General features: G+C 53.5%; 9 protein-coding genes. 8 read left to right on the top strand and 1 reads right to left on the bottom strand.

Annotation, left to right across the window (positions count from 1 at the left end; genetic code table 11):
- Positions 1-111: 111 nt before the first annotated feature.
- On the bottom strand, positions 112-1,368 hold the full coding sequence (locus GSQ91_RS02160) for a GNVR domain-containing protein (protein WP_158819621.1): 1,257 nt from the start codon (positions 1,366-1,368) through the stop codon (positions 112-114).
- A 234-nt stretch (positions 1,369-1,602) separates the two neighbouring features.
- Here GSQ91_RS02160 and GSQ91_RS02155 point away from each other — a divergent pair, with 234 nt between their 5' ends.
- From GSQ91_RS02155 to GSQ91_RS02120, 8 genes are all read left to right on the top strand, one after another.
- Positions 1,603-4,263, top strand: coding sequence for an SLBB domain-containing protein (locus GSQ91_RS02155; RefSeq protein WP_158819620.1), 2,661 nt, complete (start codon positions 1,603-1,605; stop codon positions 4,261-4,263).
- 1,446 nt (positions 4,264-5,709) lie between these two features.
- A complete protein-coding gene (locus tag GSQ91_RS02150; RefSeq protein WP_158819619.1) occupies positions 5,710-6,177 on the top strand; it encodes a hypothetical protein in 468 nt (155 codons plus the stop codon).
- Positions 6,174-10,202 (top strand): non-ribosomal peptide synthetase, encoded by a 4,029-nt coding sequence (locus GSQ91_RS02145; protein WP_158819618.1) that lies wholly within the window; start codon positions 6,174-6,176, stop codon positions 10,200-10,202. The genes GSQ91_RS02150 and GSQ91_RS02145 overlap by 4 nt, the downstream gene beginning before the upstream one ends.
- Positions 10,195-11,541, top strand: coding sequence for a glycosyltransferase (locus GSQ91_RS02140; protein WP_158819617.1), 1,347 nt, complete (start codon positions 10,195-10,197; stop codon positions 11,539-11,541). Before GSQ91_RS02145 ends, GSQ91_RS02140 begins: the two co-directional genes overlap by 8 nt.
- A gap of 17 nt (positions 11,542-11,558) precedes the next feature.
- On the top strand, positions 11,559-12,881 hold the full coding sequence (locus GSQ91_RS02135) for a condensation domain-containing protein (RefSeq protein WP_158819616.1): 1,323 nt from the start codon (positions 11,559-11,561) through the stop codon (positions 12,879-12,881).
- Between the two features lie 98 nt (positions 12,882-12,979).
- Positions 12,980-14,308 (top strand): condensation domain-containing protein, encoded by a 1,329-nt coding sequence (locus GSQ91_RS02130; RefSeq protein WP_158819615.1) that lies wholly within the window; start codon positions 12,980-12,982, stop codon positions 14,306-14,308.
- Positions 14,305-15,285 carry a glycosyltransferase gene (locus GSQ91_RS02125; RefSeq protein WP_158819614.1) on the top strand — a complete coding sequence of 327 codons (981 nt, stop codon included), beginning with the start codon at positions 14,305-14,307 and terminating at the stop codon, positions 15,283-15,285. Before GSQ91_RS02130 ends, GSQ91_RS02125 begins: the two co-directional genes overlap by 4 nt.
- Before the next feature lie 26 nt (positions 15,286-15,311).
- The gene (locus GSQ91_RS02120; protein ID WP_158819613.1) at positions 15,312-16,583 is read left to right on the top strand and encodes a condensation domain-containing protein; all 1,272 of its coding nucleotides are present in this window, start codon (positions 15,312-15,314) and stop codon (positions 16,581-16,583) included.
- The last annotated feature ends 18 nt before the right edge of the window (positions 16,584-16,601 follow it).

Raw genomic sequence — 16,601 nt, 5'->3', positions numbered from 1 at the left:
GCCAAGATTGGTCCTATAGCCTAAGGCTGCGCCTAACGCTCCCTTTGTAAGCGATCGGGAGAAGACCTACTCCTTTAGAACCGCTAAATTCGAATGCAGAGGCCGAAAATATCAGTCATTGCCCTCAGACCGGCTTGGATGAGTTGTGATGGCGTTCAATTTCGCGGCATACCCAGGTACGGTATGTAGATACTTTCGAGTCTCCCCAATCAGTATCCACCCAAACGCCCCAAGGAAGCCGAGCACTAGTCCTCCGAGGGTGATCAATGCTTTTGACGGATCGGATTTGCGATCTGGCGGGTAGGCCACATCGACCACCTGTACGACGGCGCCTTCCTTCGCTTCATCGAGCTTGGCGGCTTCATACTGACGGGCCAGGATCTCAAAAATCGTTTCGTTGTACTTTACATCCCTGAGCTTGCGGACATATTCGAGCCCCGCCTCGGGGATTTTGCCTTTGGGCAGCATCAGTTCGTTGCCACTGGCGTCGCCGGCCCCCCCCAGCTTCGCAAGCTGTTCCCGCAAGCCCGCAAGCTCCCGTTCAGCTTCCTGCAGGTCGACGTTTCCTTCACCCGCGTAGGTGCGCATAGATTGCACCTCAACTTCTTTCTCCGCAACCTGGGCGCGCAGCGAGCCGGCCGACTCGATTAGTGCGCGAGATTGTGCATCCAATTGCAGCACTCCAGTCGTCTGCTCGGTCCGCTTTAGATCTTCCTCAGCTTTCGCGAGATTATCTTTTGTCTCTTGAAGCTGGTGTTCCAGAAAGAGCCTTCGCTGGGAGGCTTCGCCGATGGCCAACGATTTTGACAGCTTTCGATATTGATCGACATAGCCGTTTGCCAGCTCTGCTGCGCGATCCGGAGAACGATCCTTAACCGAGATGCGGATCAATCCATCTTTTCCACTGCTGTCTATTGTGACATGGCTTTCAAGCGCTTTGCGCGCATCGGAAAGGTGCTTTTCCTTGTACTCCCGTTGCAAATCGTAGTGCTGTACCATCCCATTTTCGACTGTTTCGCTCTTCAGCAAACCGACATACAGATCGGCTGGATTCTTCAGACCTGGGAGTCCGGCAGCACCGGCGAGCGAACCCAGGCCTCCTAGCTGAGATAGAAGTGTAGAGGAAAACGAACTGCTCTGTTGTGGGGGCAATAAGCTGGTTATCGCTGTGTAGTTGACTGGCAATAACAGAGCCACCATGGCAGCAACTGCAGTGCAGATACAGGTAACACGCAATAAGAAAGAGCGGTTCTTGGCCAAAAGAACAAGAATATCCAGTATGGAGATTTCAGTGTCAGGCGGCTGGAGTGGTGATCGATTGGCATCCGCCTGGTTGACGGAGCCTGTTTGTTCTACAACTTCATTCATAGGCTTTAGGCCTGTCGCACCATTTGATTTGGGAAACTCGGCTATCTGATTCGCTACAGGACCATCATACATCCGTATTTGAGCTATTGGAGGCGGCCGCCATGAGCGTCGAAGATGCCGTAGAATAAGACAACGAGAATCATGGGCAATCTAAACGAGACAAGAGTTACTGGCTGTGCCCCATATGGGCTTCAAAAGCAGATTTTTGCATACCAATCTGAACTCCGCGTTTGGATGGTTGCCGTTACAGTAATCGCATTGTGTGTGAGTTCTGCCGCTGGACAGTCTTATTCGCCTTCGCAGCAGAGCAGCGATTGTTCTGATCCCAGTGCGAATTGCCAGAGTCAGAGCCAGAGTCAGTCCCAGACTCAAGGTCAGAATCAGAGAATACCGTCAACGGATCTCCAGCAACTGCGCAGCACGCAGACGCCTGACAGTACAAGTCGTGATGTATATGTAGATCGCGCCGGATTCCCTGATACGAATAACCCAGATCAGCAGCAACGGAGACTGCAGCGTCCGGAGCCGCCTACGGACTTTCAGAAGCTGGCTCAGCAGTCGACGGGGGAAATGCTCCCGATCTTTGGGCGGGACCTCTTCAGAAGGGCGCCTTCGACCTTCGCACCCGTGGATCAAGTTCCCGCATCGGCAGACTACGTGTTGGGGCCGGGCGATGAAGTGATCGTCAGGATGTGGGGCCACGACACTCTAAATGCAAGGTTGACAGTAGACCGTTCGGGCTCCATCTACATCCCTCATATCGGAGGTGTGGACGTTGCGGGGCTTCGCTTTGGTGACTTGCAGGATCATCTTCGCCAGGAATTAAGCCGCGCTTACCGCAACTTTGACCTGTCAGTCAATTTGGGCAAGCTGCGTTCTATTCAAATCTTTGTTTTGGGCGAAGCGTACTCGCCAGGTAGCTACACGGTTAGCTCGCTCTCCACCATCTTCAACGCGCTTCTGGCTGCAGGAGGGCCGACGCAGCAGGGTTCCATGCGGAATGTGCAGCTTCGTCGTGGCACACAGACCGTCGCGACTCTCGATCTGTACGACTTTATTCTCAAAGGCGATCGATCCAAGGACCTCGTCCTGCAGGCGGGCGACGTTATCTACATACCGTTTGTCGGCGGGCAGGTGGCAGTGAGCGGCAGCGTCAGGCATCCTGCGATCTATGAGATTCTGCCGAGTTCGAACGTTGATGAAGTGCTGAAAGAGGCCGGAGGCCTGAGTTCTACTGCGGGCAACACTCGGATTTCGATCGAACGCGTCGAAGAGCACCACGAGCGGCTCGCAATGAACATCGAACTCGATGCCGCAGGATTCGCCACAAACCTCATCGATGGTGACGTAGTGCACGTCAATCCTATCCTCGATGGCTACAAGAACACCGTCACGATCCGTGGCAACCTTGCAAACCCGGGCCGATTCCCATGGCACCCAGGAATGAAGCTCAGCGATATCCTTCCAGACCGCGAATCGCTGTTGACTAAGGACTACTGGAGACAAAGAAACCGTCTGGGTCTTCCTACTCCGCTTTTCGAGCCAAGCTTTAACCAGCAGATCTTCTTAAATAGACGAACACTGAACCAGGGGCTTGATCGTAGCCGTCCGGGGACACGCGAACAGTCCAATTTGAACAGCATCGACGGAGAAACAGACAATACTGACAGTGCCTTGTCACCTTCTCTTCAAGGGGCCACACGCGACTACGCAGGACAGTTGAACGATGGGTCTCTCGATGCAGAGGACTCACAGTATCAAGATCAATATCAAAATTCAGCTCAGCAAGATTCAGCTCCGCAAAACTATTCAAGCCAGCAAAATTATTCAGCGCAGAATAGAAGACCGGGATTGGAGCAAAGCTCTCTGGCTGATCAACAGGCGACGTCCACGCAAAACCTCGAACCTAATGGACGACGCAAGACCGAGATCAAAGTAGAGGTTCCTGAGATTGACTGGTCCTATGCGGTCATTCAACGGATGGACGCGAAGACTTTACGCAACTCTCTTGTTCCTTTTGACCTGGCTAAGCTAGTGGATGGCCACGATCCAAGCCAAGATATCGCGCTTCAGGCTGGAGATATCGTAACGATCCTGTCGCAAAACGATATTCTTGTTCGGCAGGACGAGAAGACGAAGTATGTCCGGCTTGAAGGGGAGTTTGCAAACTCCGGCGTGTACAGCGTGGAGCCCGGCCAAACTCTAGCGGATGTCGTCAGGCGGGCAGGAGGGCTGACGGATAAAGCCTACCTTTACGGTGCTTCATTTACACGTGAAACAGCGCGCGTGCTTCAGCAGCAAAGATTAAATGAATATATTTCTTCGCTTTCGGCAAGTTTGGAGCGCTCTTCTATTACCTACTCCATGTCCACTACAACCCCAACTGTAGCCAATGTCGATCCGTTTGCACAGCAACGTGGGATATTGAATCAAATGCGGAGTCTCCGCGCAACAGGTCGTGTAGTTCTGCAGTTCAAGCCCGACAGTTTTGGCGAAGCGTCGATTCCTGCGATCCCGCTTGAGGATGGAGATACGTTTCGCGTGCCGTCTAAGCCAATTATCGTTAGCGTAGTAGGCGCGGTGTACGGGCAGAATGTATTCCTTTACGACAGCAAGTATCATGTTCGTGATTACCTCCAGCTGGCTGGTAAACCTAACCGAATTGCAGACAAGAAAAATGCATTCATTATCCGCGCAGATGGTTCGGTATATAGCAACTATCAAAGTGGGGGGCTTTGGAGTGAGCACCTGGAATCGGCAGCCATCTACCCCGGAGATACGGTGGTTATGCCCGAGAAACCTATAAAACCCTCTGGTATGCGTGATCTTATTGACTGGTCACAGGTATTCTCATCGTTTGGAGTGGCCGCTGCTGCAATTCAAGTGCTTAGGTAATTGCGTCGGTGAACGTTTGTTATGTGCCGTTCCACGGAGGGCAATCGGGAGCCAGGGCGCAGGCCTAATCTCCCCGAGCAGCAAAGCTAACCATATGAGGTACAACTGACATCGATAAGTCGCAAGAGAGGCGACGGAAGGGAAGCGGTCCTGGCAACATCATGCTCAGCGTCAACAATCTTGCGATGGGGTGGAATTCCAGAGGTGCCTGATAGCGCGTTGGTGAACCTGGAGACAGCTCTCTCAGCGATGCCGCCCAATTCAGCACAGATATCCGCATAAGGTGTGTCGACGCTTCTAAATCGAGTTCGAAGTTCGGTTTGGGATATCCAGCGGACGACCGCCCAGGGGGATGGTTGTTCATTGCCGTACCGTCAGCCACGGTATATCAAATAGTGGCTCCAGATGGGTCATAGAAATGAGTCCTCAGCGCCACACCGGACCCAGGGGCGCTCATTTTTCCGGTCATGCTCTCACATATGGCGGCGATATCTAGCCTTGATCGCTTGCCCCCCTCAGACTTTGAAGCTTTCGTCAGGGAAGCGTGCTTATAAACTTCCCGCTAGGCGAGAATCTACCTCGGTACCTGCCCATGAGAAATGCCGGAATTGTTGGCGTATCCTAAATGAGGCTGCTGAGGGGGTGGCGCTGTATATCGAGATTCATTCGCAAGCAGGGTCAAGGACCTCGTCTGCCATGAAGCCACGCATCGATATCGTCGAGTTGGATGTACGCCATATTTCGCTCTATTGGAAGAGAGCAGAAATATATTCAACTAAACCCATTTCTTTGCACAAAAACACAAACCGATTATTACAAAAATATACGGAAAATTTATCTCAAACTCGGAGAGCTTCTACTGCTCGAGTAACACCACGGTTGCGAGAAGGAATCTTTTGATCCATCGTTTTCAACGGGAAAACGATAATGTCACATTCTGTAAATAGTTATTGTCTGCAGGTATCAATAATTTGAAGATATCGGAGTTGGTCGTCTCTTGTTTTGATGATGCCACGATATGTTTTCCTGCTCATATTTTCCAGGTTGCCGGTTGCGTTAAGTTTACATAATTCAATACCAGGACGAACCAACCGGGTAATAGTACTTATTGCAATCTTAGCGTTTAACACGCTCTGTAATGCATTGCAAAGAGATATCTGCTCACAAGCGTATAGCAGTCGCGGGCGTGCCTCATGCATAGGCATTCTATTGGCTAGCTGGATAAATAATGGCCGTTTTTGGTTTGTTGAAAGCCAGTCTCAGGTCATCTAGAAAAAGGGTTGAACGTGAGTGTGTAAACCTGCACCTACGAGTGCAACTGTGGCAGTTGCCTTTTCAGTCGCACCGCCGTACGCCAGCAAGCTCTGAGGTTCCTAGTTTGCAATCAGTAAATTTGCTAATAGAACGTACAACCATTTGCGAGTTTAGTGGATTCGTGCCAATATCTTGAGTATAGCTGATATAACCATTGGTTACGTTTTTGGTAACGGTAACAAAACTTGCTGGTTTTGTATCGATCTGGACTTTGTGCCGGTTCGATTACCTTATCCACACGAGATGATCCAGGTCGGTCGATCTTCGTGCCAGCTCAAAGTTGTTGGCTTCAGGGGGCAGCAAATGAATACCGCTTTCCAGCTGCAACGGGACATTGTCTTGGGTCACGTACCAAATGCGTCTGCCACGCTTAACGAGGGCAGTTCTTCAGGCAAGTCAATTCCCTGTGGTGCGGCAGGGATCGAAGGGGCTATCTCGACATCAAGTCGATATTTTGCGGCAATGGAAGCGCTGGATACATACTCTCTATTTGGCGGCGACCTCGCCCCGGAGCCCATGGCAATTGGCGGCTCGAAAGGGAGTGAGTTGCTTAGTTTAGTAGTCTTAAATCGGCTGACGGGTATGGGTGTAGGTCGATGATTGAACGTACTGTATATCCGTTGACCGCTGCCCAGCGTGGTTTCTATTTCGGCCAGAAGATTGCACCGACTGCCAACATGAATCTTGCTGAGGCGGTCGAGATTCGCGGTCCGATCAACCCGGAGATCTTTCAGCGGGCGCTGCGTCAGGTGGTAGCCGAGGCCGAGGAACTCCGTATTCGTATCGTGGAAGAGGACGGAAAACCTCAGCAAGTCGTCCAGTCGGGCTTCGATTGCGATTTCCCCTATATCGATATGAGTTCCGAAGCAGACCCGCAGTCCGCGATTCAGGCGTGGATGATGGACGAACTGGCTCAGCCGGTCGATCTGATCAATGACCGTCTGTGGACGTGTGCACTGCTAAAGGCTGCAGACGACCGCTATTTCTGGTATCACCGTGCCCACCATATCGTTGAAGACGGTTATGGGGGCGGGTTGATCGCCAAGCGTCTCGCAGAGGTATATACGGCCTATGTACAAGGCGACGAGCCAACGCCGAATAACTTTTGTTCCGTTGAGATGTTGGTTAAGGCTGAAAGCGATTTCCAAAGCTCGAACCGTTTTCAGCGCGATCGCGAGTACTGGCATCAACAACTGGCCAACATGCCCGAGGCGATCACGCTCTCGAGCAGTCGCCAGCGGCATGGTCTGACTAGCAAGCTGCTGCGGAGTTCCGGCCATCTTTCCGCTGAGATCGCCAGGCAGCTTACTGATCTCGGCAAGAGTATTGGCGCTAGTTTGCCTCAGGTGCTGATCAGCCTGGTTGCCGCGTACTATCAGCGTGCCAGTGGCGTCAGCGACCTGGTCTTCGGCATGCCGGTGTCCGGACGGCTCAATTCTGCACTGCGCAACTCTGTTTCCGTATCCGCGAACATCATACCGATCCGCGCATCGTTCGCCCCGGAGATGACGGCTTTAGACCTGGTCGCACAGATATCTCGAACGGTGCGACAAGCCCTGCGCCATCAACAATATCGCTACGAAAACTTACGCCGGGACCTCGGACTGGTGGGCCGGGATCAGAACATTGCATGGCTCAACGTAAACATCGAACCGTTTGACTATCGCTTTGATTTTGATGGAGCGGAGACCGAGTTACAGAATCTTTCGAATAGTTCCGCGGAAGATTTAATGGTGTTCGTCTATGACCGCGGCACCGACAGCGGTTTGCGATTTGATCTTGATGCCAACCCAACTTTGTACAGTGCGACAGAGCTGGACGAACACCGACGCAGGTTGACATGCCTGATTGAGCAAGTGCTGGCCAACCCCACTACCCCCCTGCAGCGGTTGGACATCATGGGCCCTGAGGAGCGGCAACGCTTATTGCTTGGCTGGAATGACACTGCTGAAACGCTAACGCACATCAGTCTGCCGACGCTCGTCGCTCAACGGGCGAAGATGACCCCGGATGCTCCGGCTGTGGTGTTTGAGAACACTACCGTCAGCTATCGGCAGCTGCATGATCGCAGCCTGCGGCAGGCCCATCAACTGCGTGCCAATGGGGTGAAGCCAGGCGATATCGTTGCCGTGGCCTTGCCGCGCAGCGAGCAATTGCTCGTAACGTTATTAGCCATCATGCGGACCGGCGCCGCCTATCTTCCAATCGACCTGGATAGTCCCATAGAACGGACAGCATTGGTTCTGGAAGATGCTGCACCGATCGCACTGATCGTAGAGCGGCAGATGAGCGTAAGTTTCTCTCGCTTTGGTCTGAGGCTGTTGCAACCCGAGCATATCGATGCGTCTCTGAGCGGTATCGACCAGGAGTTGGATCTTAGTACGCCGGAAGGCGCTGTCTATGTGCTCTATACCTCTGGATCGACGGGACGTCCCAAGGGCGTAGAGATTACCCACTACAACCTTGGCAACTTTTTAGAGGGGATGCAGCGTCAGTTGAAGTTGACAGCAGGGGACCGTTTTCTCGCGATAACCACTGTTATCTTCGATATCGCTGGCCTGGAGTTGTATCTCCCCTTGATGGTTGGAGCGCGCGTTGTAATGGCCAGTGGCGAAGCCGCTCACAACCCACCGTCGTTAGCGAAGTTGATCCGGTATAGCGGTGCGACGCATATGCAGGCCACACCTTCGTTGTGGCGTATCCTTCTGAGTTCTCCTGAGGTAAGGCTCGACAAAGTGCATGTAATGGTTGGCGGCGAGGCTCTGAACGCCGAGTTAGCTGAACAACTTAAGAACATGGCGGCGCGGGTTACCCAGTTCTATGGTCCAACTGAGACGACGATCTGGTCGACAGCGTTCGAATTAAGCAAGAGCGAGGCGGCCATACCACCGATTGGCCGTCCTATCCTGAATACTCAGCTTTACGTTTTGGACGAAGAGCGCCAGCCGGTCTTTACGGGTGCGATCGGCGAGCTGTATATCGGTGGCGCAGGTGTGGCTAAAGGATATTTGCGCCGGCCAACTCTGACAGAGGAGCGCTTCCTCCCGAATCCTTTCGTCCATGACGGTAGCCGCATGTATCGCACGGGCGATCTTGTGCGCTGGGTAAACAATGGGTTGCTGGAATTTATCGGGCGCGCGGACGATCAGGTAAAGATAAACGGTCATCGTGTCGAGTTAGGAGAGGTCGAGAGTCTTCTTCTACAGCACGAATCGGTCGCAGAAGCTGCTGTTGTCGCGCAACATAATGGGAAGGGCGCGACATCGCTGGCTGGATACGTAGTGGCGACGGATCAAAGCTTCATCGATATCGAAACATTGGGTATGTTTCTGACCGGCCGCTTGCCCAGCTATATGATCCCCACTAACTTTATGCTGCTCGATGCCATGCCTCTGACGCCGAACGGCAAGCTCGATCGCAAGGCATTGCCGGCCATCGAAGAAACACGGCGGGATATTTATGTCGAGCCGGTCTCTCCAACGGAAAAGAAGCTAGCCGTATTATGGCAACACATTTTGAAGGTCGATCGTGTGGGGTTGCACGATAATTTCTTCAACCTTGGTGGCGATTCACTGAACGCGGCCGAAATGATTGCCCATTTCCCCACGTACTTCGATATGGAGCTGCCATTGGGCAGTTTGTTCGAAGCTCCTACTGTCGCGCACCTGGCGACACTGGTCGATCGTCTCAGCAGTGAGAGCTCTGAAACTCTGGGTATCGTGTTGCCGTTGCGTAAGGAAGCCAAACACGCCCAGCTACCACTATTTTGCGTTCACCCCATATCAGGCATCAGCCTCGGCTTCTCCGGTTTGTTGCGGCACCTGGATCCGACAATCCCTGTCTATGGGCTGCAGTCGCGCGGTCTGCTCGGTGAGACGAGTCTGCCGTCAAGTATTGAAGAGATGGCGTCCGATTATCTGGCTCAGATCCGACGCATCCAGCCGGAGGGGCCCTATCGGTTGGTTGGCCGTTCGCTGGGTGGGTTGATCTGCCATGCGATCGCAGCGCAGATGCAGAAGCAGGGGCTGCAGGTGGAGTTGCTGGTGATGATTGACAGTCACCTGTTCACAGTAGGAGGTCCCTCTCGTCCGCTGACGGGAGGTGAGGAAGTTCAGGCAGCGCTGAGTTTTCTCGATATTGATCTCGGTGACAAGGTGGTTCCGCAAACATTGAAGGAGCTGGGTGAGTTTTTACTGCATCCCGATAACGCCAATTCGATTCCTCTAACGCAGGGGATCATGAAAGTGGCAAAGGGAGTCATGAAGAACAATCCGGAGTTCATCCGGCATCTATCCGAAGTCGTATTCAATAATTTGAAATTGGCACGCCAATATGTGCCGCGGACCGTTGATCTTAGCCTGGTCTATTTCCACGCCACAGAGATTACAGGTGACCTGGATAACATCATCAATCGCAACCCGTTGGCGTGGCGTCCGTTCTTTGAAGGCAGGATTGAAGTCCACGAACTTGCCTGCCATCACGAACTGGTATTAGAGCCAGGGCCAGCCGCTCAGATCGGAAGGGTTCTGCAGCGCCATCTCGCGTTCTCGAACGATCGGCCGCTGACAAGAAATTCATCAATAGCCCACAAAGGAATGGAAGAAACGACTCCATCTTATGTCTGAGATCTCGACAAACACGCCCAAACCTATCGTGATCTTTGCTATCGGAACGCAAGGAGATATTCGTCCTTGTGTGGCCCTGGGTCAAGGACTTCAGCGTGCGGGCTATCCGGTGCGCATGGCTACCAGTGAAAATTTCGCGGAACTGGTACGCGAGGCTGGGTTGGAATTTTTCCCGCTCACTGCGGACTTCCAGGCCATGCTGGATTCTGATCGCTCGATCGGTGACAAAGGCATGAACGTTCGTGCCATGGTTCGCATCTTTCGCGAGCGCTATGCAAGCTGGGCCGTTAACTGGGTGCGTGAGGGATTGGCTGCAAGTGAAGGGGCAGGGCTGTTGATTGGCGTCAGCAATAGCATTTTGCTGGCCAAGGCATTATCCGAATCCCAGGGGATTCCGTTCGCCATCGCTCGACTGCAACCCTGCACATTATCGAAGATATTGCCGCCGATTATGTTGATCAGTTCGCAGAAGAAGATCCCGGGCGTAGCCAGCCTTGGAGCTCATTACCTGCTCTTCATTCTGTTGTGGAAGGTGATGGGGCCTGCGATCAATGAGATTGTTCGGCCACAACTCGGATTGCCCTTGTATCCGTGGTACGGCCCTTATTTCCGCGATCTACATAGGGCGAAGATCGTCAATGGATACAGCCAGCATGTTCTGCCGCGACCAGTAGACTGGACGGAAAACTCACAGGTCAGCGGGTACTGGTTTTTGGACCAGAGTGAATGGGAACCCTCGGAGGCCTTGAGTCAATTTCTTGAGGCAGGGCCAAAGCCGGTCTATATCGGTTTTGGGAGCATGGTAAGCAGCAATGCAGAGGCGTTTACGCGGACGGTGCTGGACGCGGTGAAGATAAGCGGTCTGCGCGCGGTTCTTGCTACTGGCTGGGGTGGACTGGATGGCGAAGAAGGACCACAGGACGATCAGATATTCTTTCTGCGTCATGCGCCCCACGACCGGCTCTTTCCGCTCATGTCCGCCGCGGTTCATCATGGAGGAGCTGGCACCACCGCCGCCGCTGCGCGTGCGGGAATTCCCTCGGTCATCGTGCCGTTCTTTGGCGATCAACCATTCTGGGCAGGTCGTCTCAACAGCCTGGGAGTTGCGCCGCCCGCCTTGAATCGTAAGCTCATGACGGCCCAGGAATTGGCGTCGGCGTTGGTGGCTACTCAGCAGCCGTCGATGGTGCAAAAGGCGGCAGAGTTAGGACGTGCAGTGCGCGCAGAGGATGGAATTGGAGAAGCTTTGCGTTACCTCCGCGAATGGAATCTGCTCCCAGTCATTACTCCTGATCCTTTGGCCAAAGAGTTCGTAACGAGCTCGATGGGAAGGCCGTGATGAAACGACCCATGGCGTTGTTCGAACGCGCGATGTATCTGGAGGGGGACCTCCACGTCAGTGTGATGGTGACGGCTCGTATCTGGGGCCGCCTCACAGAAGAGAACTTGAAACATGCATTGGCACAAGTGCAGGCCAAGCATGGAATACTGCGTTGTCTGATCGTGCAAGAAAAAGGCCGTCCTTACTTCATCGTGCAGGAGCAGCCGCCTCCGATTCCGTTGCGGATCGTCGAGCGGCAGAGTGATGAGGATTGGTTCGATGTCTCCACGCAGGAGTCTTTGCAGCGGTTTGACGGCACCAAGCAACCGTTGGCCAAGTTGATCTGGCTGCGCAGTGATTTGGAAAATGAGTTGCTGCTCGTTTGCAGCCACGCTATCTGCGATGGTCTCTCTCTTCTTCTGCTGCTGAAAGAACTTCTTCTGTTGTGTGACCAACCCGATGCCGACATTGGCGTTCCTACTAGCCTCAATGCCATCGAAGAGGTTTTCCCCGCCAAAGTGCTGTCGGACAAACGTATTCAGCGCCAAATTCGCTGGAAAGTTGCGCTATTCAAGCTTTCGCTGCGGTTTGTGCGCAGTGGACGGAGATGGACGTACGGCGAGGTTTACCGAAATATCTGGAGACTCGATGAGCCGACCTCGCAGTTGTTTATCGCGCGCTGCAAGAAGGAAGGCGTCAATGTTTTCGCCGCACTCAGCCTGGCGTTTATCCAGGCGTTCCAGAAAGTCTGTGGGCCGAAGAGGATTGAAAAGTTCGAAGCACCTGTAGACTTCCGGCGTTATTTGTTGAATATGCGACCCGACAGCCTGTTTGCAGTTGCGCCGACTATTCGGTTGTCGTTGCAGGACCTACGAGATGTGGATCCGATCACCTCTGATTTCTGGACGCTTGCGCGCGCTCTCAAGGCAGATATGACCAACAAGATCGATCGGTTGGAGTCCAGTGTCTACACCTTGTTCTTAGGGATGGAACATTTGCATGGTGTGTACGATCAAATGTTCGCTCGGGCACAAGCCAAACGCGCGGGATTCCAGGTTTCGTTGAGTTATGTAGGAAAACTGGGGTTGGACCAAAGCTATAGCAATTTTCGTCTGCAGGATATCTGTGACATCTCAGGAATGATGTCGCCAACTCCTGCCAACCTGGTTGCGATTTACAGCTTTGCTGGGCAATTCCGCTTTTCCCTTTCATCGGATGAGTCTTCGTTGCCGTATTCTCAGGCTTTGCAGATCCAACAACAAGTCCTGGAAACTCTGGCGCTCAACGCGGGCAAGCAGGAGACTCCGGCAGTAGTATCGGCCGATGTTCCATCCATGGTGCATGGGGAGGTCTCGTGACGCTCGATGTCCATGAAACCCTTCCGGCTGAGACTGCGGAAGTGCCTCCGAGGCAAGTGAGTCAACGGTCGCGGCCGATGTTGCTACTGGAACGAACGATGTATCGAGAGGGAGATACACCGTTTACCAGCGTTTTCATCCTCAAATTAGTTGGCAGATTGGAAGAGGCTCGGCTGCATCAGGCGCTGGCTCGTGTACAAAGCAAGCATCCACTGCTGCGTTGTACCGTCGAAGAAATGGCCGGCGGCCCACGTTTTGTGCTGCAGGAGCAACCTTCTCCGATCTCCTTGCGCACGATAGAACGCCATGGTGACGACGATTGGCAAACCGAGGTGCGGCGTGAATGGGTGACTCCATTCAGCACACAACGCGGACCATTGGTGCGGTTCGTATGGTTGCGCTCCAGTGAGGTCAGCGATCTCATTATGTTTGCTCATCACTGCATTTGCGATGGCCATACGGGCATCAATCTTTTGCGGGAATTATTGAGCGTTTACGACCAGCCGGAGCAGGATCTAGGCACGTACGATGAGCTTGGCTCGGTTGAAGATATTGTTCCAGCAGCCCTGTTGCAGGATCGGCATTTTGAACGTCAGGTGCGCCGGAAGGTCGTTTTATTCAGGATGCTCTCTTTCCTTAAAAAGTTTGGCCGCAGTAAGCCGGCCGGCCCGCATATCACTCCCGAGCAGATGTACTTTCATCGTTGGCATCTCGACCATTCGGAGACACAGGGCCTCACCTCGCGTTGCAGCGCAGAGGGCGTTACCGTCCTCGCTGCAGTGAGCATGGCCTTCATGCAGGCTTTCCGAGATGTGTGCGGGGTTCTGGCTTTGAACAAGACCTATACGATGGTGAACGCGCGCCGGTTCTTGCCACAGCTACGCACGGATGCGATGTTTGGGCTTGTGCCCGGTATCCCTCTACTCATGAAAGATGTTCCTCCCCCTCTGGACATGGCGGTCGACACCTTTTGGGCACGCGCACGGGCGATCAAGGCTGACATGACGGTACGGATAGATCGTCTGGGGAGCGGCCTGTATAGTACTTTGCTCACTCTGGAGCGCATGCATGATAAGTACCCCAGCATGGTGGCCGACACCGAGAGTGCCCCTGCGGTTCGTCACGTCACGCTGTCGAATATGGGGCGCATAGATCTACCGCAACAATATCGGAATTTTCGCCTGGAGTCGGTCTATAGCCCTCTGGTCATGGTTTCGCCCACCCCGGCTAACACTGTGGTCCTCTCGAGTTTTGCCGGCCAGATGGAGTTGGCCATCATCTCCGATGAAGGTTCACTGCCTTATGAAAAGGCACGGCGTATTGAGCAACGGGCAATGCAGATACTGCACGCCGCTATGACAGTCCCCGCACGAAACGGATCAAAGCCCTCCAGCGAGGTGTCAGCAATACAGGTGGAAGCGGCATGAAAAACTTCGGCCTGATCTTTGTGCTTTATCACCCTACCGAGGAGTTCCTGGCCAACCTTTCCAAGGCACGTGCCGCCTGTCCAAACCTGGTCGCGGTCGATAACTCCCCCGAGGCAGATGTGCAGTTGCATGAAGCGCTGCGAGAGCAGGGCATGCAGGTTATCTTCAATCGCAATGAAGGTGGACTTGCCGGGGCCTACAACAAGGGAGCTGAGGCTTTACTCGCCAAACATGTCGAGGTGATCTTTCTTCTGGATCAGGATTCAGATATCGACGCTTCGTTCTTTGAAGAGATGATGCGGGCCTGCAATGACCTGGGTACAGAAGAATTTCTGGTCGGTCCGAAGATCTATGAGGTCAATCTGCAGCGATGCATGCCGGTCTTCCAGCGAGATAAGCACCTTCCCAAACGAGTCCGCATCGATGATCAGGTCGAGGGGATGTTTCCCTCGCTATGCATCATCTCTTCCGGTTCAGCTATCTCCGCTGCTGCTTACCGCAAGCTCGGCCCTTTCCGGGAAGACTATTTTATTGAGTACATCGATATTGAATACAGCCTGCGTGCAGTGGGCCAGAACATACCGGTATATATGAATGCCGCAGTGACGATGCGGCAGACGACCGGGAAGATCGAGCGGCATGGCAAGACGTATACGACCAACCATGCGGCAGTACGGCGCTACTATGGCGCGCGCAACGCCGTACATTGCCTGTATATCCATCGGAAACAATGGGGTCCGCAGTGGGTGAGTACACTGTTGGCCTTTCTTCAAGTGCTGCGCGTGCTGCAATACGAGCCACAGAAGTTCAAAAAAGTCACAGCGATTCTTTGCGGCTATCTGGATGGGGTCTTCGGGCGGCTCGGTCCGTTCGATCAGCGGCATCCGCGTATAGCGGCCTTCTGTACCAGCTCAAGTCGCAAAGATCTTCCTTCCAGCGGCGGTTCGTCCGTGGCAGTAAGGAGAGAAGACGCATGAAGCGAAAACTCTCTGCTATCGAGTGCATGATCGATGGCAATATCGTCTACATGGTCCGCCTGGAGGGCAGCTTTCAGGAGGATCGGCTTCGCTCCGCACTCTCGCGCGTGCAGCGCAAACATCCCGCGCTACGCATGCTGATTCGCAAAGAGCGGGATGGCCTGTACTACGAAGAAGGTTGCGCGCCCGATGTTCCGCTTCGCATTGTTCCACGCATGGCTGAGGACGATTACCAACGCGAGAGCTACGCGGAGTTGAGGAAGGTTTTTGTTGAAGATCAACCCCTGTTGCGTGCGGTTTGGCTGCAGTCTGAGTTCGAGAGCGATCTGTTGCTCGTGACCTCGCACCGCATCTGCGATGGCATGAGTATGCTCACGATCGTGAGAGAGGTTTTGCGGGCGCTCCACAGTGACGAGGAATTGGTTCCCTACGAGCCAATCTCTGCCAAGGTCATGATCGGCGATTATCAGCCTCAGCATCCATGGAAGCGCAAGTTGGCGGCATCCCTGCTGAATGGAGCACTGCGACTGATTCCTGGATCGAGCAGCACATCGGAAAACAACGAATACACTTTAGAGTGGAGTGTCGGCTCGTCTCTGACGGAGGCATTGAAGCTTAGGTGTAAGGCGGAAGGTGTGTCTGTCCATGCCGCGTTGGTTGTTGCATTAGACCGATCCTTATTCAAGATATTAGGAAAGAAAAAATTACCAGGGTGGATCGAAAGCCCTATGGACGCTCGGCGGGGGCGCCTGGCTGCTCTAAAGAGCGATATGTTGTTCTTCGGCGGCGGAAGCCTGAAGATGCGCACCGGACAGGCTCTGGAGGAAGGGTTCTGGGCAAGAGGACGTGCGGTCAACGAAGCTATTCGCCGAATGGTTGACCAGGAAATGCTCGATATTCCCGGTCGTTATTATTTCAATGAACTGCTTCGGCCCGTGTCGAACGGCCGAATCCAGACGATGGTTCGACTGGGCGATGCACTACATGTGAATGGCAGCTGGAACCGCCTTGCGCTATCCAATCTTGGTAACGTTGTAGTGAACGACAGCGATGCCCCATTTCGTTTGAAGGATCTTCGCTTGTATGTTCATTCCTTCAACTTCAGATTGCTCGGCCTGGTGGCTTATGCGCTCAACGGCGAGATGCGCTTCTATTATGTGGGTGACGAGAAGTGTTTGAGCCGTGCTCAGGCAAATGCGCTCAAGCAGGAGTTCATGGCCTTATTACAGCATCAGGTCGAACCCTTGCATGATGATGCGAAAGATTTTCCACTTGTGGCTGCTGCAGTCGCTCAATAACGTTAATAAAAATCTAGG

Origin of the sequence: Granulicella sp. S156 (assembly GCF_009766105.1) — a bacterium.
In the GTDB taxonomy this organism is placed as follows: Bacteria; Acidobacteriota; Terriglobia; order Terriglobales; family Acidobacteriaceae; genus Granulicella.
This window is presented reverse-complemented; position numbering and strand designations above follow the sequence as displayed.